Genomic DNA, 22,294 nt, shown 5'->3' on the forward strand with positions numbered 1-22,294 from the left:
TGTCGTTCATCAATTCCACTACCGGCGCATCAATTCTGATGGTACCCATGGGGCGTGGAGAAGACGAACCTGGACATCACCGAACAGCGCATAAAGGCGATGACGACTGCCGGACTGAATCTCATCGGTCAGGCGCTTTCGATCTATGACAGCAACCTGAAACTGGTGCTGAGCAATCGTCGGTTCAAGGAAATGTTCGACCTGCCGGACGAGCTGGTCGAACGCGGAGCTTTGTTTCGGGATACCATCCATTTTCTCGCCAGCCGTGGCGAATACGGTGACGAAGAAAGTGTGGAAGAAATGGTGAACCTGCGCGTCGAGCAGGCTTTGGCTTTCGAGCCTCATTACATGGAGCGCGTAAGGCCCAACGGGCAGGTTATCTCGATAGAAGGCGCGCCGTTGCCACAGGGCGGATGGGTTGCGGTCTACACTGACATTACCGGCACCCGGCGTGCAGAAAACCTGCTGCGGGCGCGATCAGAAGAATTGTCGGAACAATTGCTCGGCCACGCCGAAGAACTGTCTGCAACCAACCGAAAGCTTGCGGCCACGATCAAGGCATTGGAAGAGGCCAAACGCGAGCTGACCGAAATCGAAGCCCGCACACGCATGATGACCGAAATGATGCCGGCTCATATCGCGCATTTGGATAGCACTGGTCGATATGACTACTCCAACCGCCGTTTGAGCGCGGTCCTGCCCGGACGTCCGTCGGAGATTCTTGGGCTTCACATATCTGAAGCGCTTGGTGCCTCCGCCTATCGGCGGGTCAAAGCGCATCTGGCGAAAGCCTATGACGGAGAAACCTCCGTATTCGAGTTCAACGAGGATCAGGATTCCCGACGCATCCGCGTTTCGTTCACGCCGGATGACGCCGGTGGCGTCTATGTAATGTCGGTTGATATCACCGAAGAAACGCAGGCGCGCGTCGTTTTGCAGCAAACGCGCCGCCGGGCTATGGCCGCCCAAATGACCAGTGGATTGGCTCATGACTTCTCCAACTTGCTGACGATCATCCTTGGGATGCAGTCCAAACTGAACAAAATGGACCTGTCGGATGAAGCACATGAGCTGGTTGCCGCGACACAGCAAACGGCGCGTCGGGGTGGGCAATTGCTGAACCGGATTGCGGACATGACCGGGAACCGAACGCCACATCCTCAGGCCACGGACATGAAGGCGCTGTTGGAAGACCTGAGAATATTGGCCTCGCCTTCTTTGCCGCGCGGCGTCGGTTTGTCGGTGGTCAACACTTTGCCCGACCGGGCTTTGATGTTGGACCCGGGAATGGTGCAGGATGCGTTGCTGAACCTGGTGTTGAATGCGCGGGATGCCTGCGGCAGTTCGGGCCAGATTACAATCAGCGCGCATACCATCGGAGAAATTTGGGTTGAAATCACCGTATCGGACACTGGCCCAGGCTTTACGCCAGAGGCGCTGGAAAAGGCGCTGAACCCGTTCTTTACCACCAAGGGAAGCGACGGGTCGGGGCTTGGACTGCCCATGGTGTATGACACTGTCAAGCTGGCCGGGGGCGATCTGAACCTCAAGAACACGCCATCGGGCGCATCCGTCGTTTTGCGGTTGCCCTATCGGCCAGCTCCGCCCGTGCAAGACGGTCTGGTACTTCTGGTCGAAGACAGCGAAGATTTGCGGGGGCAGTTTCGGGATATGCTGGTAGAGCTGGGCTTCGCCGTCATCGAGGCCAATTCGGTAGATGAGGCGCTGGCGTTGATAGACAGCGTTGAAGACATTTCTCTTGTCCTGTCCGATATCCGTCTCGAAGGAAGTGGTACAGGTCTGGATATTTTGCGGCAGGTGAAGCCGGGATTGCCATGTATCCTTATGACATCGCTGCCCAGTTCGGACCCGTTGTACCAGCGCGCCCTTGCGTTGGCCCCGGTGTTGCGTAAACCGTTTTCGCAGGCTCAATTGTCAGCCCTGATCCAAACCGAGGCCGCCTGATGACGCAACCGCTGGTTACCATCCTCGACGACGAACCCGAAATCCGGCGTATCCTGACGGACGCTCTGGAGGATGCCGGTTTCCGTACGCAGAGTTTTTCCCGCGCGCGAGAATTCGAGGCTGCGCTCAACCGTGTGACGCCCGATGTCTGTCTGGTCGACCTGTCATTGCCAGATACGGATGGGCTGGCGTTGGTTCATCGTCTGGCGTTGGAACAAGGCGCGGCCGTGATCATCATTTCGGGGCGCGCGCAGGTGCAGGACCGTGTTACGGGGCTGGAACTTGGGGCAGACGATTATATTACAAAACCGTTTGACCCTGCGGAAGTCGTGGCGCGGATCAGGGCAAGATTAAGAACACCTCGCACTCAGACCTCTCATTCGGATACGGCGGAATTCAACGGCTGGACCGCACATTTTGACCGATACGTGCTTGAAAGTGAATCAGGTGACGAAACGCCGTTCAGCCATGCAGAGGGGGAAGTCCTGCGGCTGTTTCTGGAAAGCCCCAAGCGGCTGATCAGCAGGGGACAAATGCAGGAGTCCCTGGGCGGCGCAGCCGGAGACAGTTTTGACAGGGCGATGGATGTTCGGATTTCCAGGTTGCGTACCAAGCTGGGAGAGGATCCCAAGAACCCGCGGTTGATCAAGACGATCTACGGGGCGGGGTATATATTTTTGGGTGATGTCGGTTGGAAGTAGACGCAGATCCAACCGGCCGAGACTTGGTCAGATGAGTTGTTTTCCATGTCTGTTTGACCCTTTCGAGCCTTCCGTGCTGAAGCTGCTGACACCGAGATTTCCGTATCGGAAGTGACACGTCTGCCCCCAATTACCCCATCGCTCATTCGCGCAATGCCTGATCCTTTATCTTCACAACCGGTTGCAGAATATAATCCAGCACTGTTTTGCGACCAGATAGAATGTCCACTTCGGCGATCATTCCAGGTATGATTTCGACCGCTATGCCATTCCCATCAAGCATGGTGCTTTTGGTTCGGATCTCGACCACAAAGACCTCTTCGTCATTCCGCTCTGATCGTGTGACCGTGTCTGCACCGATGCGGATGATTTCACCATCCAGCGCCCCGTATCGTGCGAAATCATAAGCCGTGATTTTGACCTTCACAGGCTGACCAGCGTGCAAAAACGCGATATCCTCAGGCTTTACATAGGCTTCAACCAGCAATGTGTCGTCCAGCGGCACGATTTCAACAAGGTCCTCTCCACTGCGGGCGAGACCGCCGATGGTGGAGCGATGAATCCGGTTTACAATGCCGCGTACCGGAGACCGAACCTGTGCCCTTGACGCCCGGTCGCGCAAAGCGGGCAGGGCGGGTTGCAAGGCAGCCAGCTCGGCAGTAGCAAGCGCCAGATCCGTCAGCGCGGCGCTGCGAAACCGGCTTCGCACCGCTTGAATCCGATCATCGATTTCGTCCAAGCCCGTTTGCAACCTGTTGGTCACAGCTTCTGCCCGCACCTTGCGACCGCGCCATTCGGCTTCACTCCGCCGCAACGCAAGCAATGTTGTTGCAGGCTCCATTTGACGCTCGACCAGCGGCGCCATGATGGCCCTCTCTTCGGCCAGGACCACCAGGGTTTCTTCTGCCGTCACTTGATCGACCAGGCCTTCCTCAAACTCTCGCTGTTTTTGCTGACGCTGACGCTCCAGGATGGCTATTTCTGCCTCCAACTCAGCCTGCCGGCCTTGGTACAGTGCAGTTTCGGATTGCACGACGGTAGGCGCGCCGTTGATCAGTTGAACATCGAAATCCAGTTGTGTCCCATCAATTTCGGACCGAAGACGTTGGATGCGCGCCATCAGCCCGAACGCGCGTTGCTGTTCCTGACTGAGCTGACTGTCAATTTGGGTTGTTTCCAGTTCCATCAGCAGTGAACCTTTTTCGACCAGTTGGCCTTCGCGCGCATGCAACGACTGCAATACGCCGGGCTCGGTGGCTTCGATCAGCTGGATGTCTCCGGAAGGCACGATCCGGCCGTCCACGCGCGTGACATCGTCCAGTTCGGTCAGATGCGCCCACAATAGCGCGGCGATCAGGCAGAGCAGAATCACCAAAAGCAGCAAGGAACTCCGAACAGGAGAGCGTCCCTGCATCTCGCGCGCCAGGGTGGCCAGATCAGGATGCTGCGACATTCAAGCGCCTCCCTGTCCGACGAACATGTTGCGTCAACATGCTTTTGGGGCCATCCGCCGCGATTTTCCCGTGTTCAAGGATGATGACTCTGTCAACAAGCTCCAACAGGCTGGTTCTGTGTGTAATGACAACCATGGTGGACTCTGCCGTGCATTCTTTCAGACGTTGGATAACCTGGGCTTCGGTTTTGACATCCATCGCGCTTGTTGGTTCATCCAGCAGGAGAACCGGCGGACGGCCTATGAGTGCCCTTGCCAGGGCAATGGCTTGCCGCTGTCCGCCAGAGAGGCCTTCGCCGCGTTCCGCGAGTTGAAGATCGTAACCCCCGGGATGGTTGGCCACGAAATCCTCAACCCCGGCGGCGCGGCCTGCTTCGATCAGTTCGTGATCTTTTGGCCGGATTGTGCCGCTTGCGATATTGTCCCGGACTGATCCGGAAAAGAGCCATATATCCTGCAGGACGGATCCGATATTGCGTCGCAGATCACCAGGATCGATCTGGCGGATATCAAGGCCTTCGAATGTGACAGATCCTACACGCGGCGCGTACAATCCAAGCAAAAGACGTGCGATGGTGCTTTTCCCGCAGCCAATCTGACCCAGGATCGCCACCTTTTCACCCGGTTTGATCGTGAATGAAACGCCTTGCAGGGTATCTTCCCCCTGATCAGGGTAGGAAAAATACACGTTGTTGAAGGCGATCGCCCCTTTGAAATGGGGCCGGTTCACCCATGTTCGGCCTTGTGGGCGTTCGCTTTCCGCCATCATCAGCGCGTTGAGGTTTCGGTATGCGCTTCGGGCTTGGTTAAGCCTTGTCAACGTCTGCGCCAACTGCCCCAAAGGTGCCAGTGCCCGCCCTGTCAGCATCACCGAGGCAACCAAAGCGCCCATGCTGGTCTGACCGTCTGTGATCAGAAAAACACCATAAAATACGATCAACACCTGTGCCGCTTGTTGCGTAAAACCGGTGAGGTTGAGAGCAAATTGTGTAACGGCCCGGCTCTGAGCACCGTGCGAGGATTGCCGTTCTATCGCCTGCTCCCATCGGGAACGCATTTGCCGGCCCGCGGCCGTTGTCTTTATCGTTTCAAGGCCCGAGACAGCTTCCACGAGGATCGATTGTTTGGATTGCCCGTCAGACAGGTTCTTTTCTGCCATGCGGGACAGAAGCGGCTGTACGGCCAAACCTGTCAGCAGAACCACAGGCACGGCCAGAGCCGGGACCAATGCCAGTTGTCCGCCGACCAGGTAAATCACAAATACGAACAACCCGATGAACGGCAGATCCACGACGGCAACAAGCGTTGCGGACGTGAAGAACTCGCGCAGGGTCTCGAACTCACGGATGGTACTTGTCATGGCGCCGGTGGAACCCGCGCGTGACTTCATCTGGATGTTCAGAACGTGGTCGAAAATTCGCCGCCCCATGAGCAAGTCGGCTTTTTGCCCGGCCCTGTCGATGAATGCTGCCCGCAGCAATTTCAGCGCGAAGTCGAATAGCAGCGCCAGGGCCACGCCCGCCGTCAAGGCAATAAGCGATTCGGTTGCCTCATTGGGCAACACGCGATCATAGACAACCATGATAAAAACAGAGGTCGACAAGCCAAGAAGGTTTGCCAGTGCCGCGGCGAGAGCAACCTGTATGTAAGTCCATCGATTGGCGGACAGCGCCGCACGAAACCAATGACCTCGGTAAGCCGTGTGACCGGTGTCCAGTTCATCTGTATGATTTCGCCGAAACAAGACCGCGAAACCGGTGTAGGACTTGGCCAGCTGTCCTTCTGAAACTTCACCGATTCCTTCGCCAAGTTCCGGGTCATAGACCAGCAAGGCACCGTTTTTTGCGCGGCCATGGTACACAACAGCCTTGTTTTCGGTCATCAGCAACAAGGCCGGAGCCAATGCTTCGTCAAAACTCGCGATGCGCCGCGCGCCATAGCCCGCCTGTAGACCTGTGTTTTCCGCCACCGAGAGGATGTCACGAACAGTCAGATCCCCGTCTGAACCGGTCTGCGACGCCTGGATCGTTGCAAGGGTCAGAGGGCGTTCAAGCGTCGCGGCGATATTCAGAATGCAGGCTTCGTAGCATGTCAAACGGGCGCGATCCGGCATTGATTTCAACGTGCTCATTTCACCTCGTTCCAATTGCCAAGCGAAAGTCCGAGCAGGTCCAGAATGTCTCCGGTAAGGCTCAGTGCCGCGTAGTTGGTCAGAAAATAACTCTGTTCGGCCAGAATCAGGCGTTCTTGCGCATTTACGTAATCGCGTTGAGCGTCCAGAATTTCGATCAGGCTGCGACGCCCAATCGAGAACTGTGCGCGGGATGCAGTAACACTGTCGGCATTGGCAGTTGCCGCAATACGGGCCGCGCGCAGCCGTTCTGCGCCTGCTTTTTGATCGGATCGAATAAAGCCCAGCTCCCGCATGATTTCGCGAACCAATTGCTCTCTCGCGAACTCCGTTTCTTTCACTTTGGCTTCTGCTGCTGCGATGGCGGCGCGGCGTTGGCCGGTGCTGTCAAGCTCGTAGTTGAAAGAAAGATCCACGCCAAAATTTGCGTCCCGAGTGTCATCCTGGTTGGCAAATGCGGCGACCCGAACGTTCGGTTTGCGCCGTGCCTGCGCGGCCGACCATTCGGCTTTGGCTGCCAGCAAGCGGGCATCCGCCCTGCGGATCTGAGGGCTGTTCATTACGATCTGGGCATCACTTCTATTCAGCGGTGGAGCTGGTACAGGAGGGGGCAATGAGCCGGGGAAAGTTCCGAACACTTCTCGAAACCGCGCTTCGGCCCGATCAGTTCGTGATCGTGCGTCAGCCAGTCTTGTGCGTGCATCTGCCATTCTGGACTGCGCGGTCAGAACATCAGCATTTGAACCGGCGCCACCCGCTGTGCGGTCCGAAATCTGACGCACCAGTTCTTCATGAACCGAGACATTGTCAGCCGCGATGCGGAGTAGCTTTCTTTGATCAATGACAAGCACATAGGTCTCGATGGCGGCCAGCGCCGTGGCTGATGCCGTCTGAATTTGATCGCCCCGTGTTTCCAGAACACGTGCCCGGGCTGCCGTCAGGTCCCCCGAGGCAGCCCCACCGTCATAAACCAATTGTGAAATTCTCAGATAGGGTGAAACATCTGCAATGTCCGATTCGACCCGTTCGGACCGTGCATTTATTCCCAACGAAATCTGCGGAAGAAAGGCGCCTTCCGCTGCATCTTGATTGGCTGATGCGATATCCATCCTTGTATTGCTTTGCGCCAATGTCGGGCTTGTCTCTACCGCCTGGCGCACGCGTTGCCCGAATGCACTACTGCTGAGCTTTAACGATGGCTTTACTGCCCCGGCACCGGTGGTCCCGGGTGCAAAAGACACTGCCACTAGAGTCAAATCAGGAGGGGGCGTGCAGGCGGACAACGGTATTGCGAGCAGAGCGAACGCAACCCAGGACAAAACTGCTTTACAGGAACGCATGATGACCCTCCTGCCTGCAATGGTCCATGGCTTCTTCTTTCTGTTGCGCCGCAACCAACGCGTCCAAGAACCCTGAAACACCGGTGGTCTGTTGTGTCAGAGAAGTATCAGCTTCCCGATGCGCGCGGGCATGTGCGTGTGTCAGCCAGATACTGTGGGTCAGCGAAATCTGATGAGCGTGAATCAGTCGCAACCCCCCATTCGAAGTAAGCAGTGACAAGTGCGCGCGGGGAATTTTCTCCAGGGCGTTCTGCGTGACGCCAAAATGCCCGCTCGGAAACTCAACTCCCTGAAAAGTGGTCAGTGAACCAAACAATCCCATGTCAGCAAGAACACGACACAGATGAGTTGTGTATTTCATCGACACTTTCAGGGCGCTAAAGAAAGCTGCGACTTTTTTCAGTTCCGGCGCAAGTTGACCTGATTTGTCGAAGAATACCTCGTCTTCCGGATTGTCAGTGACAAGCCCCGCCGTTTCGTCGACAAGCAATTCGTCACGGCCGTTACCATCCGGTTCAATCAGTCGTGGCCGGAACGGAGCACAGCGCAAGACGCATGGCACATAAGTCGCGAGCCATTTGCCATGTGCTGACACAAATGGCGTAGGCTGGTCCGGTTGCATGGACAATACAGCCACTGGATAAAACCCGTGTTCAGATTTCCGAAAAGTGATTGGAAATGTGGCGGCGGCCTGAAGAATTTCTAGTTCGACCACAGGGCAATCTGCCATAGTCCGTGCGAAATCGAACGAGGTGAACCGCCTCCAGAACCGATGACCATGTCGTCCAAGACTGACCGGAGTTAAGCCATTCTGTGCCATAACCGCCTCATGATGTTGAATTACGTCTGTATGTGCGCCGGTCTGGATCAGGCCGTTGCCCCGGTCGGGTCAGTGTGCAGGATGTTATCTGCGGTCAGGCCGCTCAGATCGCTCAGGTCTTGGAACGTGGCCACGGTTTCAACGCTGGCATCGTTCGCCGCCTGGAAATCTACCTTGACCAGAACACTGTCTGTTCCGTCGGTTGCCATCACGTAAAGCTCATCGCCCGCCATGGCTCCGGCAAGACTCTCGGCAGCGGCTTCGATTGTGCTGAGGTTGAGGTCGGTGAGTACCGTGCTGAGGCCGACAAATCCGGTGTTCGTGCCCAACGTGTCTCCGGTGGAAAGCAATTCGAATCCGGTGCCATCACCGCGAAGCGTATTGGTGTCCAGCCCATGGAACATCAATGCGTCGGTTACATCCGCAGCCGGGCCAATCGTAAAGCCAGTCACAGTGTCTGTACCATTGCTGGCCGGGTCGGCCTCGAAGACGACGATGTCTCGCCCTGCTGCAGAAACATCAATGGTATCGTCGCCGTCACCGCCGCGCGTGATGGTGTCCGTATTCGCAGCGGTGAGCGTGTCATCGCCAATGGTGCCAAACTGCACTGTCGTTGGCCCGCCATCAGACGTTTTGATTGTCAGCTCAATAGGCTGGCTGGAGTCCTGGATCGTCATCGTGAAAGCGACAAGCGGCTGAGAAAGATCTGTAAAGGTTGTCGCCGCGCCAGCAAAATTCATCGCGCCCCCGGCGCCCGGGCTGGCCAAGAACAAATCGAAGGCGTTGTTTTCCGAAACCGACGCCGTGTTGAATGTGACAACCGAAGGGTCAAATCCGAGCTCTGCCGTCAAAGCCAGACCGCCAGAGATATCGCGGTCGGCTTCGGCATGGATTGCGAATGTCACCGTAGATCCCGAGCGCCCAACTTCAGAGATCACATAGGCGGCGGGTTCGTGCGCAACGGCCTGCTCGGAAACCGGCAGCGGATCTGGTCCACCCGCAACTGTCGCCTGCGCGGAAAAGACAAGGTCATCACCTGCCTCCACTGTCGAAAAGTTGGACACCGCGACAGCCAGCGACCAGGATCCGTCTGCGGCCACCGTTGCAGATCCGACCGAACTGCCGTTTAACGTGACATCCACCGACTGGCCGATTGACAATCCGGTCGATGACCCGCCGAGAGTAATTCCGGAAGCTTTGGCATCGGCAAGACCAATCGAATTGTTGACCCCGACATCGTTCAACGTCAACAGGGGGCGAAAATCTGTGGAAAGTGAGCTGTTCGCGGCGGCCGAGCTGTTTCCTGCCAGATCGTCAACAGTGGCGGAAATAGTATAGCTCGTTCCGTCAGAGAGCATTCCAAGATCACTTGCTGGAACGGTAACTGCCCACGAACCATTTGATGCAACGCCTGTATAGGTTTGCCCGCCGAATGTGACCGAAACGGGCCGGCCATCTTCAGCCGTGGTCGTGCCTGAGATTGCAAGATCCACGCCCCTCTCGGTCACGTCCAACACGGCACCCACAGGCAGACTGTTTATGGTTATCGAAGGTGCTGTAAAGTCAGTGGCAAAGCTTGTCGTGGTTTGATTGTTGTTTCCCGCCGCGTCCGAGATCGACGCATTGATATTGTAAGTCTCGTTGTCTTGCAGGGCAGACAAATCTGTCACGGTTGCCGTATAGGTCCAAGTACCCCCGGTTACCGTAGCCGTTCCGGTGACGTCCGTAGTGCCGTCAGCGCGCGTGATTTCGACGGTAACAACTGTTCCGTCCGGCGCATCGGAAGTTCCTGACACCGTCAGGTCGGTTCCTTGTTCAGCGGCGTTCATGACGGCCCCGTCGGATACGGTTGAAATTCCGATCGTCGGTGGCGTGAAATCGGTGGTAAAGCTGTTGTTCGCTTGCAGTGCCGGATTCCCGGCAGCGTCCGAGACATCAGCGGTCACGGTGACGGTCGACGCGTCAGATAGACCTGCCAGATCCGAAGCAGGTACAGTTACGCTCCAATTGCCGCCGGAAACCGTTGCGCTATGGGACTGCCCGTTCAGACTGACGGTTACGATTTGCCCGTCTTCAGCTGTCGTACTGCCCGAGATGGAAAGATCCGTGGCCCGCTCGGCTGCATTCATGACAGCTCCGTCCGAGAAACTGTCGATGCTGAGCGTCGGCGCGGTCACATCCTTGGAAAGTGTCACTGCGGCCTGCGGTGCCGTCACGCCACTGGCGTCGTCGACATCTGCGGTAACAGAGAAGTTGCCTCCATCCGACAAGGACGCCAGATCCCCAGCTGGCACAGTCACGTTCCAGGCCCCGCCGGATACTGTTCCGGAATATGTTTGACCATCCAAGGTTACGGTAACTTGCTGACCATCCTCAACATTTGACGTCAGCCCGCTGATGGTCAAGTCGGATCCGGCTTCGGTTGCGTTCAGTACGGAACCAACAGGAAGCGGTGTTATCGAAATGGAAGGACCGGTCAGGTCTACGGGAACCGATACTAGAAGCGGCACTGCCGGATTGCCCGACACGTCCTCGACGGCTACCAGAACAGATGCAGGTACTCCGGTGGAAAGACTGCTCAGATCGGAATTGGGGATCGTTACACTCCAGCTTCCGCCAGAAGCGGTGCCTGTGTGCACTTGTCCGTTGAACGTAACGATGATGGTCTGACCATCCTCTGCCGTGGTGGAACCGGTCAAGGCCAGGTCGCCGGCGACGTCGATCAGTTCTATCGAGCCGCCAGCCACGGGATCCAGAGAAACAGTTGGTGCAGTGAAATCAGTATCGAAGCTCCCGCTCGCCTGTGGTGCGGGATTTCCCGCCGCGTCAGCAACATCCGCGGTAACGGCAATCGTCGCGCCATCAGGAAGGGCCGAGAGGTCTGCTGCGGGAACGGTGACGCTCCATTGTCCATTGGATACCGTGCCCGAATAGTTTTGCCCGTTCATTGAGACGGTAACGGTCTGCCCGTCTTCTGCATCGGTTGTTCCGGTGACCGTCAGATCCGTTGCCTGTTCGATCGCATTCAAAACAGCGCCATCGGAAAACCCGGTGATCGACAGGGTTGGCGGAATTGTATCAATATCGAACTTGACGGATTCGCTGGACAGTTCCGTGCCTGAATCGTCCAGATGTCTGACTGTCACCGTAGAGACGCCTTGCGGAAGCGCATTTGCTTCGGCCGCAGTGAGAGAAATGCTCCAACTGCCGTCATCGTTGGGTGTTACGGTTTTGACCAGCGAACCTATGGTGACCTCGACTGTCGATGTTCCTTCGGGTGCGGCGGCATTGGTAATGGCACTGTTCAATGCCGTTGCCTGAAGTTCGGCCAGGTTCAGGCTGGTATAGCTCGGTTCCGGTTGGGGTTGGGGTTTAGGCGCTGGCGCGACAGGTTCCGGGGAATCGCCGCTGCCGCCACCGCCCCCGCCCGCAGCGGCAGCTGCGCCGGCCAGCCCGAGGCCGCCCAATGCAGCCCCGGCGCCGCTGATTCCGCCAGCTGCTGCACCGGCTTCAGCTGCGCTGAACTGGGCGATTTCAGCAACCGCCGCTTCCGCAATCATGATTGCGCCGCTGTCCAGAACCTGCACGTTTTCCGCCGCCACGATCATGGTTCGACCGTCTGCCATTTTCAGAAGAACATCGCCGTTTTTCAGCAACTTGGCGGAGCGTACACCCGGTATTGTCTCTGCGAACTGGAAGGCGTAAAGCTCTTCGATGGTTGCTTGTGACAAGGCAGGCAATGCCATCAAAGTGGACATGAGGCCGCCAGCCGCGCCTCGACCCGCCCAACGACCAAGCTTACCATTGATCCATTGTTGAACTTGAGATTTGCGATCTCCGTCCGTTGAGTCAGCCGCCGGACGATTGTTGGCCTCAGGTGCTTTGGTCATCTTGCCCTCGCATGTGGTGTCCGCGATCATCGCAACAGGAAAGGATGTGCTGTTTGGCGTTTTGCTCATCTGTCTTTCCCATTTGTTGCCGTTGCGATCGGACCTGAAAAAATTGAGTTAAACTGAAACCGAACTTCTCGTTTTCACCACAATTCTGCTTCGGTTTCGGTCTGCTCATCTGGTCATCTTGCCGTAACTGCCAGGGGTGGCGCGGGAGGTGATGGCTGTGATGCTTCAGTTCGAAAGTGTAGTGGCAACGGGGAGCACGGCGCTCGATTCAGGTATCGGCGATACGGCTTTAAAAACGCTTAACGGGAATACGTATCTCTACACGGTGACCGGCCCGGGTGGCGGCGTCGCGGTCTGGCGGCTGGTCGACGGTGCCCTGCCGCAGCTGGTTGATACCGAGTATTACAGCGGTTCGATCACCTTCCAGGTGGGGTGCAGTGCCACGTCGATAACGCTGGCGGGAACCGAGCAGATTGCGCTCGACATCAACACTGCCACGGGCCTGGTCGGGTATGACGTGAACGCGGACGGAACGATCGGTAACCTGAAGGAAACGGGTGTGCTCAACGGAGGCGGAGATATCTCGGCCATCGTACAGTTTTCACTTGGGTCTTCGGGTGTCCTTGCGATGGCGCATGAGGATACAGGCAATATCGGAACCTACCATGTGAACGCGAACGGGACGCTCAGTCTTGCGGGTTTGATTGCCGGCACAGCGGATGCCATGCAGACGTTGCGGTCGGGTTCGGAACATTTTCTGATCTCAAGTGACGCGGCAACAAACTCTGTCTCGACATATCGCATCGATTCCGGCACCGGCACTTTAACCGAGATCAACAATGATTCGGCGCTCGGAACCCTTGGTGTTTCTACTCCAACGGATGTCGAGACCGTAGAGGCATACGGTAAATCCTGGGTCGTGGTGGCGGGGTCCGTAAGCAACTCTCTCAGTGTTCTTCAATTGAACAGCGATGGAAGTTTGAAGGCGACGGACCATGTGCTTGATACGCTTCATACGCGGTTTGAATCGGTTCAGGATCTGGAGGTCATAGACGTGAACGGTCGGGTCTTTGTGGTTGCAGGCGGCGGCGATGATGGCCTGTCTCTGTTCACTTTGACACCCGAAGGTCAACTTGTTCATATGGACAGTTTCGAGGATACGCTGGCCAGTGGATTGCAGAATGTCGAATCGCTGGCGGTTGCACATGTGGGCGACGAGCTGCAAATTCTCGTGACGTCACAACAGGATGCCGGGGTGAACGTCCTGACGGTCCCGGTCGATGATCTGGGTGTGGTGCGCAAGGGGTTCGGTACCGTAAACGGGAGCGCGTCGGACGATATCCTCAGCGGCGGTATACTGGACACGACCCTGTTGGGAGGCGCCGGAGACGACATTCTCATCGCGGGGAAGGGTGCGACGACGATGTCGGGTGGTGCAGGGGCCGACATCTTCGTGATGCAGTCCGGTAGTGGTCTGACCACAATAACCGATTTTCAGGCGGGCGTGGATCGTCTGGATATGTTCGACTACCCGTTGTTGCGGTCGCCTCAGCAACTGACCTTTACCAGCACGGCAAACGGGGCTCAGATCGAATATCGTGGCGAGGTCGTGCAGGTCCAATCCGCCTCGGGCGGCGCTTTGACAAGCACGGATATCTTTGGCGCAGGCTTCGCCGGACCGGATCACATCCCGGTAGATTTCGGGGACCTGGGCGGGCAGACACCGGGCAGCTCTGGTGGATTGGTCGGGCAGATTACGGTGGACAGCGAGGCTGCGAATCCGGGGCTGACGGATGCGGAAATCCGGTTCACGCCGGATGGCGGGGGCACGGTATCCGGCACCGCAGATGATCAGGGGCGGTTCGATCTGGAATTGCCCGATGGCACCTTTCCCGGAGTGCTGGACATCACCAAATACTATTCCACGGCAAGCGGAAAGATTGACGCGCTGGACGCTTTGCAAGTGTTGCGCATCTCGGTTGGTCTTGATCCGACATGGGGTCCTGCGACCGCGGAAAACCTGATAGCCGCAGACGTCAACACAGATGGCACTGTAAACGCCCTGGATGCGCTTGCAATTTTGCAAGTCGCCGTTGGGCAGCCCACGGCCCATGGCCCTGAATGGGTATTTCTGGATGAGAACGCGGACCTTTCAGGGATTACCAAGGACAATGTAACCTATCAGACGGGTGTCGACGTCGTGGCGGTGGATGGGGTCATCAACGTGGACATGACCTCCGTCTTGTTGGGAAATCTCGAAGCGGCCTGAGCGCCGAAAGATATCTCGGCCAAAGCAGACTTGTACCTTTTTTAAGCAGTAAGGTGCGGAGTGGCTTTTGCGGCCAAATGGACGCGCCTCAGCCTCAGCGCTCGAATGCTGCCCCATGTCGCGGTGCTTCTGGTTTCGACCCAAGCGTTGTCGCGCTTGCGGCTTCACTATCTGTTCCATCCCTGTGTTTTCATGCGGAGATGGTCCAATAATTTCAATGAATTCTACCAGAATCGCAACTTGCCTGCGATAATCGCCTGACCTTCAGAACCGATAAGCCGCTCAAATTGCTGATCGGACAACATAGGTCTTGGCGTCGGTGGAGCAAATGTGACATAGCAGGCCGAGACATCAACACAGAGATGAAAATTAGTAACAATGGAAATATTGGCGCTTTCCATTCCGGAAGTGAAACTGATCACCCCGAAGCGTTTTGGCGATCATCGCGGGTTCTTTGAGGAAACCTACAATGCCGACAGTTTTGCGGCACAAGGGATTCATACGCAATTCGTTCAGGACAATCATTCCCTTTCGAGCACGGTGAACACGGTCCGCGGATTGCATTTTCAGGCTCCGCCAAGGGCGCAGGCCAAGCTGGTGCGCTGCGGTCGTGGGCGGCTGTTTGATGTCGCGGTCGATATCCGCAAAGGCTCGCCCACCTATGGTCACTGGGTCGGTGAAGAACTGAGTTTCGAGAACGGGCGGATGCTGTTGGTTCCTGCGGGGTTCGCGCATGGGTTCGTGACGTTGGAGCCGGAGACCGAGATCGTCTACAAGTGTTCTGATACCTACGCGCCGGAAACCGAAGGCGCGGTTCGTTGGGACGATCCCGATATCGGCATAGAATGGCCACAGAGCAATTCAGAACCCCAGCTGTCCGACAAAGATCGGATCGCACCACTTCTGCGCGAAATTGAATCTCCTTTTGTATTCGAGGACACACAATGAAAATTCTGGTTACGGGCGGGGCGGGCTTTATCGGCTCTGCCGTTATCCGTCGCGCGATTGCCGATGGGCATTCGGTCGTCAATGTCGATGCCCTGACCTACGCGGCCTGTCTGGACAATGTTGCCTCTGTTGCGGATGCGCCGGGATACGTTTTTGAACATGCGGATATCCGGGATGCCGCCGCCATGTCGGCGATACTGGACAGGCACCAGCCAGACGCGATCATGCATCTGGCCGCTGAAAGCCATGTTGACCGTTCGATCGATGGCCCGGCCGCGTTCATCGACACGAACCTGACCGGTACTTATGTATTGCTGGAAGCCGCACGCGCCTATTGGGTGGGTGCCGGCCGGCCCGAGCATTTCCGGTTTCATCACATATCAACCGACGAGGTCTTTGGGTCCTTGGGAAAAACCGGGTTTTTCACCGAAGACAGCCCATACCAGCCGAACTCACCCTATTCTGCCTCGAAAGCGGGATCGGATCACCTCGTGCGGGCGTGGCGTGAAACATACGGCCTGCCAGTGGTTCTTACAAATTGCTCCAACAACTACGGCCCTTACCAGTTTCCGGAAAAACTGATCCCCGTTGTCATCCTCAGCGCGCTGGCAGGCAAACCGATCCCGATTTACGGGAAAGGCGACAACGTTCGCGACTGGCTGCATGTCGATGACCATGCCGAAGCCCTGTTACTGGTGCTCGAAAAGGGTGAACTGGGCCGCAGCTACAATATCGGTGGCGAGAATGAGATGACCAATCTTGATCTTGTCAGAATGCTGTGTTCGATCCTGGATCGCCTCAAGCCGGGTGAAACGCCCTATGCGGACCTGATCACGTTCGTCGCTGACCGCCCGGGTCACGATCAGCGTTATGCCATCGATCCGACCCGGATTCGCACCGAACTCAACTGGCGTCCCTCCTACACGCCTGAAACTGGGCTGGAACAGACGGTTCAGTGGTATCTGGACAACAGCGCGTGGTTGAACGCCTTACAGGCCCGCAGTGGCGTGGGTGAGCGGCTGGGTGTTGCCAAATGAAGGCGCTGGTGTTCGGCCACGGGGGGCAGGTGGCGACCGAGTTGCGGCGTCGCGGACAGGCGCATGGTGTCTTGGTTGAAGCTCTGGATCGCGCCGCGGCGGACCTGTCTGACCCGTCGCAATGTGCAGACGCCATCCGGCATACGGATGCGGACGTGATCATCAATGCGGCCGCCTATACGGCGGTGGACAAGGCCGAAGAAGAAAGCGACCTGGCGCAACGGATCAACGGAGATTCACCCGGTGCAATGGCGCGCGCCGCCGCGGCCCGCGACCTGCCTTTTCTGCATATTTCCACGGATTACGTTTTTGACGGCTCTGGTACGACCCCCTGGAACACCGATGACCCGACCGGGCCCTTGGGGGCCTATGGTCGAACCAAGCTGGACGGCGAACACCAGATCGCAGAGGCTGGCGGCCACTATGCCATTTTGCGCACAAGCTGGGTGTTTTCGGCCCATGGAAAGAACTTTGCAAAGACCATTCTCCGACTGGCAGAAACCCGTGACAAGCTGACCATCGTCGCAGATCAGATCGGCGGGCCAACACCTGCTGCAGACATCGCCGAAACCTTGCTGAAAATGGCCAAGGCTGGCCTCGAAGCCAAAGGGGGGGTGTTTCACTATTCCGGTGCACCTGATGCCAGCTGGGCGGATTTCGCCCGTGAAGTTGTTTCTCAATCCGGCTTGTCGGTCGAAATCGAGGATATTCCAACTGAGGCTTACCCAACGCCGGCACCCAGGCCGCTGAACTCACGTATGGACTGTTCGCGGCTGGATAATGTGTTCGGAATCCAGAGACCCGACTGGAAAGCCGGACTGGCCGAGATATTGAGCGAGTTGAAGTCAGCGACCAGCTGAACCTTGAAAGGACAGATTATGCAGCGCAAAGGCATTATTCTTGCCGGTGGGTCCGGAACCCGGCTTTACCCGATCACCATGGCGATTTCCAAGCAATTGCTGCCGATCTACGACAAGCCGATGATCTTTTATCCGCTGAGTGTTTTGATGCTGTCGCAGATCCGCGAAATCGCGATCATCACCACCCCCCAGGATCAGGATCAGTTTCAGCGCCTGTTGGGGGATGGCAGTCAATACGGGTTGTCCTTGAAATGGATCGTGCAACCGTCTCCTGACGGTCTGGCGCAGGCTTATACTCTGGCCGAGGATTTTCTGGACGGTGCCCCGTCTGCGTTGATTCTGGGTGACAACATCTTCTTCGGACATGGCCTTCCGGACCTGCTGCTCGAGGCGGATCAACTGGAGCGCGGCGGTACGGTTTTTGCGTATCGGGTCGCTGATCCAGAACGCTACGGCGTTGTGGATTTCCAAGGGAACAAAGCCCGCGCGATTGTCGAAAAACCCAAGGTGCCTCCGTCGAATTACGCGGTTACGGGTCTTTATTTTCTGGATGGCGACGCTCCGGCCCGCGCACATGAGGTCAAGCCGTCAGATCGCGGCGAGCTGGAAATCACGTCGCTGCTGGAAATGTACCTGGACGAAGGTTTGCTGGATGTGCAGACCATGGGGCGCGGTTTTGCCTGGCTGGATACCGGCACGCACGGGTCTTTGCTGGATGCGGGAAACTTCGTGCGCACGATCACGGAACGTCAGGGCATGCAGACCGGCAGCCTGGATGAAATCGCCTGGGCGAATGGCTGGATCGACGACGAGGCTCTTGAGGCGCGCGCGCGCCTGTTCGCCAAGTCCACTTACGGCACCTATCTGAAAGGGCTTCTGAGCTAGGCCGGAACTGTTTCATGGTTACGTGTTCAGGCTGGAATTAGCGTGGGCTGTAAGCTGCTTCACGCTTTGTGATCAAGGTCTGAACGGGGCTGGTCGGGTATTCCGGCCATGCCAAACGCCGCGCAAGAATGCCCATTGTTTGGCGCGTTTTCTCGCTGAAAACAACACAGCCGGAGACAGCATTTGCAGTAGCGCCGATGCCAGGGCCCGACCAAAGGCCATCGGGACTTCATGCTTGCGGGCGACGTGAACGCGCGATTGCCCCATATACCACCCCTTCAGGCCAGCGATGGCTGGGCTTCCCGGCGAGGATTTGCCTCTGGCGTGGCGCATCTGAGCGTTGTGAACATAGTACAGTGGCCCGCAAACGGCTTTGAGCCGCAGGCTCAGATCATCGTCTTCATGATACAGAAAGATTTCGGGATCAAACCCGCCGACCGCTTCGAACGCTTCGCGGCGGACCAGGAAGGCGGCGCCGACGAGGACCGGCAATTCAAAGTCGGAATCGGCTGTTTTCCTGGGCAGGGTTTCGTTTCGGGGAATGATCACACTGTATCGCCTGAAACGAGGTGCCCCCTTTCGGTCCAGAATTGCAGGGTTGAAAGCTGATGCATCCGGATGATTGTCGGCCCCCTCTTGCAACGCGTCCAATGCTCCGGGCAGCAAGTGGGAATCCGGGTTCAGAAATAAAAGCAGGTCCGTTGTCGCCTTGGCGGCACCAAGGTTGCATGCGCGGCCAAACCCGATGTTGTCGGGGCTTTCGATCAGAGTTGCGCCATGTGCCTCGGCCATTTGCCGAACCGCTTCTATATCATCCGAGCCATTGTCGACCAAAATTGTTGGCACGCCCTCTGGGATGGAATTCAGCATCTCCGGCAGTACACCACTGCTGTTGTAACAAACGCTTATGATCGTAATCTGTGACAATCCTGCCTGCCGTATCTGTGGAATGGGCCTGATCGTTACTTCCTCGCAAACACAGTTAGGGTCAACCCCGGTTCCAGTACGACGGATCCGGGCTGCTGAATACGGTCTGTGATCCTGTGCGTTCAGCGGCGGCAATCTGAGAAATGATTGAAATGGTTTTTCCCCGGTGAGACGAAGGCAGAAAACCGATCATCAAGCATGGCAGAATGGCAAAGCCGCGTTAGGGGATGCAAAGCCTTTTTTGATCGGAGCGGCAGGATTTCCTCCTTGGATTTTTTCGATTTCCGGCGGCCGTGGTGAATGAGCAGATTGTTGCTTGTCGCCGGGTTGAAACCAGTAAGTCGTTACATGCCCTTAAGGCGATATCGGAATTCTGGCGTAATCTATTTGCCAGGGTGAATGCGTTGGCGGTGATCTGTAGGCTCAGCAAATTGTTGCAGACGCAAGCCTTTCCGCTCAGCATCCAGCGCGCAATTGCAAGCCATAAAGTGCTCAAGCCGTGGTTTCTCGAGATATCGGTAAGTTATTGAAAAAATGTATTAAGCATACCTCCACTGAAATTCGGCAGGAAACCACGAGGCTCCATTCGACGCTCATGCGTGCACCGGTACTATTGCTGAAAAGGCTCCAAAACAGAACTCAGTCAAAATAGGTTTCTTAGACGTTGGTTGCACAGCGTAATTGGTGTGAATAACCCCCGGGCGAGGGGTCATTGCTGCTAAAGGAGTTTTGTGCAACAGTGACTGCTGAACTGAGCATAATTAGGGTACAACATCCAAAGCCTTACGTATCGGTTTGGTATTGGGGATTGCAGAACCAGACCAAACTATATAGCAGCCGAATTGAAGCACAAAATAAGCATCACGGAAGAATTGCAGTGAGCGATAGACACACTTACGAATACGACATTGATATGAACAGTGATGTAGCACCCGCACGCGTGCTGCGCATGGTAAAGCCCGGGTCCAAGGTGCTTGAGATCGGGGCCGGGCCAGGTTCGATCACACGCCATCTTTCCGGCACATTGGAATGTGATGTTGTGGCGCTTGAGATCGACCCTTCGGCGATCGAAAAGCTAAAGCCGTTTGCACGTTCTGTGTACCCGATGGATCTCAACGATGCTTCATGGAGTGACATCGTTCGCGAAAAAGACGGGGTATTCGACTACGTGATCGCAGCGGACGTTCTGGAACACGTTTACGACCCGTGGAGCGTTCTTTCAGGCATGAAATCGCTGTTGAACGACACGGGATCGGTGATTCTTTCGTTGCCGCATGTTGGCCATGCAGCCATTGCCGGTTGTCTTGTCGATGAAGATTTCGAATACCGTGACTGGGGCCTGCTGGATCGGACCCATGTCCGGTTTTTCGGCATCAAAAACGTACAGCATCTGCTTAATTCGCAGGGTATGAGCATTGAACAAGCTGAGTTCGTGGTTCGTACACCAGAGATGACGGAGTTTTGTCAACGCTGGAGCCGTTTGCCACAGGATGTTCAGGCCGCCTTGCAGCGCAATCGCTATTCCCATGTCTTCCAGGTCGTAAGCAGATCGGTCCCCAAAGAGCGTGCGGAAAATGACATCTACCTGATGGGCTTGCCCGTCGAACAACCCGATGAAGAGACCCGGCAGCATTGGACCAACATGATGGCAGGCCTGCCCCTGTCCGAAGAGATTGATTTGCAATCGACTATCGGGCCGGTGGACACGAGCACCGCTTCCCGAGTCGAGCCCGGCCCACTGGCCAAGAAGAAAAAAAAATCGCTGGCGCGGCTGTTGGGGTTGAAGAAGTAATGTCCACAAACACCGCGGATCGTGAATTCGGCAATATCAGGACAATTGCCTTCTACCTTCCTCAGTTCCACCCGATCCCGGAGAATGATGAATGGTGGGGCAAAGGGTTCACCGAGTGGACAAATGTCGCAAAAGCCAAGCCGCTTTTCACCGGGCATTATCAACCTCATCTTCCTACGGATCTGGGGTTTTATGACCTGCGGGTCCGCGAAACGCGGCTTGAGCAGATCGAGATGGCCAAAGCCAGCGGAATTGATGGATTCTGCTACCACTATTACTGGTTTTCCGGGAAAAGACTTCTTGAGCGGCCCGTCGACGAAATGCTTGCGGATCCCGAAAGCGATATGCCGTTCTGCCTTTGCTGGGCGAATGAGAACTGGACGCGCCGCTGGGATGCGGCTGAGCACGAGATTCTCATTGAACAGAAATACAAGCCCGAAGATGATCTGGAGTTCATTAAGTCGATCGAGCCGTTTTTCCGGGATCCCCGCTACATAACAGTGGATGGCGCTCCGTTCCTGATTGTTTATCGACCGCAGCATCTGAAGAACTCGCGCAAAACCGTGCAGGTTTGGCGTGACTATTGCGCGTCTGTTGGAATTCCGAAAATACATCTGGCCTGTGCACTGACGCACCGCAACTGGGATTACGCGTCATACGGGTTTGATTCCGGTGTTGAGTTCCCGCCCCACAGCATCAACGTGCCCAACCTCTCGCCAGAAGTGGACTTGTTCGACGATTTCCAAGGCCATTGCGTCGATTTTTCCGACATCGCAGGACAGTATCTGGGTCACAGCTATGGGCCTGAGAACAACGTTCATCGATCGGTTTTTCCCTCCTGGGACAACACTGCCCGGCGGAAAGAAAATGCCATGATCGTTTTGAACGGAACGCCGGAAAACTATGAATATTGGCTTTCGCGTGCCTTGCGCAAAACCGCCCAAGACTTCCCAGACCAGGAACGTTTCGTTTTTGTGAATGCATGGAATGAATGGGCTGAAGGATGTCATCTGGAACCGGATCGCGAGTACGGGCATGCGTTTTTGAACGCGACCAAGGCCGCTCTCCAAGGTTCAAAACTGACCGACTGGACGCATGTGGGTGTTCCTGAAATTTCGCGCCGTGGTGAAACCACGGAAGGCAACGCGCATCCTGTCCCATATGGCGCCAACAAGCCGTTGGCCAAACGGGCATTCCGTCTATTGCGCGATACGGTCAGCGGTCGCTTGCTGAAGCAATGGCTGTCCGCGGCCCGTACAAAATAGAA

General features: G+C 56.4%; 15 protein-coding genes. 9 read left to right on the forward strand and 6 right to left on the reverse strand.

The genetic code is table 11. The features are described from left to right. The first annotated feature begins 99 nt into the window (after nucleotides 1-99). Together ACR0C6_RS10635 and ACR0C6_RS10640 are read left to right on the forward strand one after the other, a co-directional pair. Nucleotides 100-1,965 carry a PAS-domain containing protein gene (locus ACR0C6_RS10635; protein ID WP_480619253.1) on the forward strand — a complete coding sequence of 622 codons (1,866 nt, stop codon included), beginning with the start codon at nucleotides 100-102 and terminating at the stop codon, nucleotides 1,963-1,965. Next, nucleotides 1,965-2,666: a response regulator transcription factor gene (locus tag ACR0C6_RS10640; protein WP_152460491.1), complete on the forward strand. Its 702-nt coding sequence runs from the start codon at nucleotides 1,965-1,967 to the stop codon at nucleotides 2,664-2,666. Before ACR0C6_RS10635 ends, ACR0C6_RS10640 begins: the two co-directional genes overlap by 1 nt. A gap of 142 nt (nucleotides 2,667-2,808) precedes the next feature. On the opposite strand, the gene ACR0C6_RS10645 is transcribed toward ACR0C6_RS10640, so the two are convergent. The 5 genes from ACR0C6_RS10645 to ACR0C6_RS10665 are packed head-to-tail and all read right to left on the reverse strand — an operon-like array spanning nucleotide 2,809 to nucleotide 12,369. Then, nucleotides 2,809-4,119, reverse strand: coding sequence for an HlyD family type I secretion periplasmic adaptor subunit (locus ACR0C6_RS10645; RefSeq protein WP_171233236.1), 1,311 nt, complete (start codon nucleotides 4,117-4,119; stop codon nucleotides 2,809-2,811). Beyond that, complete coding sequence (locus ACR0C6_RS10650; RefSeq protein ID WP_480619195.1) at nucleotides 4,103-6,250, reverse strand: type I secretion system permease/ATPase; 2,148 nt, start codon at nucleotides 6,248-6,250, stop codon at nucleotides 4,103-4,105. Before ACR0C6_RS10650 ends, ACR0C6_RS10645 begins: the two co-directional genes overlap by 17 nt. Beyond that, entirely contained in the window at nucleotides 6,247-7,590 is a 1,344-nt protein-coding gene (locus ACR0C6_RS10655; protein ID WP_480619197.1) for a TolC family protein, read from the reverse strand. The genes ACR0C6_RS10650 and ACR0C6_RS10655 overlap by 4 nt, the downstream gene beginning before the upstream one ends. After that, a complete protein-coding gene (locus ACR0C6_RS10660) occupies nucleotides 7,577-8,410 on the reverse strand; it encodes a SapC family protein (RefSeq protein ID WP_480619199.1) in 834 nt (277 codons plus the stop codon). Before ACR0C6_RS10660 ends, ACR0C6_RS10655 begins: the two co-directional genes overlap by 14 nt. A 47-nt stretch (nucleotides 8,411-8,457) precedes the next feature. After that, nucleotides 8,458-12,369: an Ig-like domain-containing protein gene (locus ACR0C6_RS10665; protein WP_480619201.1), complete on the reverse strand. Its 3,912-nt coding sequence runs from the start codon at nucleotides 12,367-12,369 to the stop codon at nucleotides 8,458-8,460. A 160-nt stretch (nucleotides 12,370-12,529) separates the two neighbouring features. Between ACR0C6_RS10665 and ACR0C6_RS10670 the strand changes: the two genes are divergently transcribed. From ACR0C6_RS10670 to rfbA, 5 genes are all read left to right on the forward strand, one after another. Then, nucleotides 12,530-14,578, forward strand: a complete 2,049-nt coding sequence (locus ACR0C6_RS10670) for a dockerin type I domain-containing protein (protein WP_480619202.1) — start codon at nucleotides 12,530-12,532, stop codon at nucleotides 14,576-14,578. Between the two features lie 378 nt (nucleotides 14,579-14,956). After that, nucleotides 14,957-15,526, forward strand: a complete 570-nt coding sequence (gene rfbC / locus ACR0C6_RS10675; RefSeq protein WP_171640951.1) for a dTDP-4-dehydrorhamnose 3,5-epimerase — start codon at nucleotides 14,957-14,959, stop codon at nucleotides 15,524-15,526. Then, on the forward strand, nucleotides 15,523-16,563 hold the full coding sequence (gene rfbB / locus ACR0C6_RS10680) for a dTDP-glucose 4,6-dehydratase (RefSeq protein ID WP_480446988.1): 1,041 nt from the start codon (nucleotides 15,523-15,525) through the stop codon (nucleotides 16,561-16,563). Before rfbC ends, rfbB begins: the two co-directional genes overlap by 4 nt. Next, complete coding sequence (gene rfbD, locus ACR0C6_RS10685; protein WP_480446989.1) at nucleotides 16,560-17,423, forward strand: dTDP-4-dehydrorhamnose reductase; 864 nt, start codon at nucleotides 16,560-16,562, stop codon at nucleotides 17,421-17,423. The genes rfbB and rfbD overlap by 4 nt, the downstream gene beginning before the upstream one ends. An 18-nt stretch (nucleotides 17,424-17,441) precedes the next feature. Beyond that, nucleotides 17,442-18,308, forward strand: a complete 867-nt coding sequence (rfbA, locus tag ACR0C6_RS10690) for a glucose-1-phosphate thymidylyltransferase RfbA (RefSeq protein WP_480446990.1) — start codon at nucleotides 17,442-17,444, stop codon at nucleotides 18,306-18,308. 72 nt (nucleotides 18,309-18,380) lie between these two features. Here the strand turns inward: rfbA and ACR0C6_RS10695 are convergent, their stop codons facing one another. Next, nucleotides 18,381-19,235 carry a glycosyltransferase family 2 protein gene (locus ACR0C6_RS10695; RefSeq protein WP_480446991.1) on the reverse strand — a complete coding sequence of 285 codons (855 nt, stop codon included), beginning with the start codon at nucleotides 19,233-19,235 and terminating at the stop codon, nucleotides 18,381-18,383. Between the two features lie 808 nt (nucleotides 19,236-20,043). On the opposite strand from ACR0C6_RS10695, the gene ACR0C6_RS10700 reads away from it, so the two are divergent. Both ACR0C6_RS10700 and ACR0C6_RS10705 read left to right on the forward strand, forming a co-directional pair. Then, complete coding sequence (locus ACR0C6_RS10700) at nucleotides 20,044-21,027, forward strand: class I SAM-dependent methyltransferase (protein WP_480446992.1); 984 nt, start codon at nucleotides 20,044-20,046, stop codon at nucleotides 21,025-21,027. Beyond that, nucleotides 21,027-22,292 carry a glycosyltransferase WbsX family protein gene (locus ACR0C6_RS10705; RefSeq protein WP_480446993.1) on the forward strand — a complete coding sequence of 422 codons (1,266 nt, stop codon included), beginning with the start codon at nucleotides 21,027-21,029 and terminating at the stop codon, nucleotides 22,290-22,292. The genes ACR0C6_RS10700 and ACR0C6_RS10705 overlap by 1 nt, the downstream gene beginning before the upstream one ends. Nucleotides 22,293-22,294 lie beyond the last annotated feature (2 nt).

The sequence above is a fragment of the Ruegeria sp. AL12 genome, from assembly GCF_056540885.1.

Excerpts from the sequence above, each read along its gene's own strand:
- ACR0C6_RS10635 (WP_480619253.1), top strand. The coding sequence starts at position 100 with ATGACGACTGCCGGACTGAATCTCATCGGTCAGGCGCTTTCGATCTAT.
- ACR0C6_RS10640 (WP_152460491.1), top strand. The coding sequence starts at position 1,965 with ATGACGCAACCGCTGGTTACCATCCTCGACGACGAACCCGAAATCCGG.
- ACR0C6_RS10645 (WP_171233236.1), bottom strand. The coding sequence starts at position 4,119 with ATGTCGCAGCATCCTGATCTGGCCACCCTGGCGCGCGAGATGCAGGGA.
- ACR0C6_RS10650 (WP_480619195.1), bottom strand. The coding sequence starts at position 6,250 with ATGAGCACGTTGAAATCAATGCCGGATCGCGCCCGTTTGACATGCTAC.
- ACR0C6_RS10655 (WP_480619197.1), bottom strand. The coding sequence starts at position 7,590 with ATGCGTTCCTGTAAAGCAGTTTTGTCCTGGGTTGCGTTCGCTCTGCTC.
- ACR0C6_RS10660 (WP_480619199.1), bottom strand. The coding sequence starts at position 8,410 with ATGGCACAGAATGGCTTAACTCCGGTCAGTCTTGGACGACATGGTCAT.
- ACR0C6_RS10665 (WP_480619201.1), bottom strand. The coding sequence starts at position 12,369 with ATGAGCAAAACGCCAAACAGCACATCCTTTCCTGTTGCGATGATCGCG.
- ACR0C6_RS10670 (WP_480619202.1), top strand. The coding sequence starts at position 12,530 with ATGCTTCAGTTCGAAAGTGTAGTGGCAACGGGGAGCACGGCGCTCGAT.
- rfbC (WP_171640951.1), top strand. The coding sequence starts at position 14,957 with ATGGAAATATTGGCGCTTTCCATTCCGGAAGTGAAACTGATCACCCCG.
- rfbB (WP_480446988.1), top strand. The coding sequence starts at position 15,523 with ATGAAAATTCTGGTTACGGGCGGGGCGGGCTTTATCGGCTCTGCCGTT.
- rfbD (WP_480446989.1), top strand. The coding sequence starts at position 16,560 with ATGAAGGCGCTGGTGTTCGGCCACGGGGGGCAGGTGGCGACCGAGTTG.
- rfbA (WP_480446990.1), top strand. The coding sequence starts at position 17,442 with ATGCAGCGCAAAGGCATTATTCTTGCCGGTGGGTCCGGAACCCGGCTT.
- ACR0C6_RS10705 (WP_480446993.1), top strand. The coding sequence starts at position 21,027 with ATGTCCACAAACACCGCGGATCGTGAATTCGGCAATATCAGGACAATT.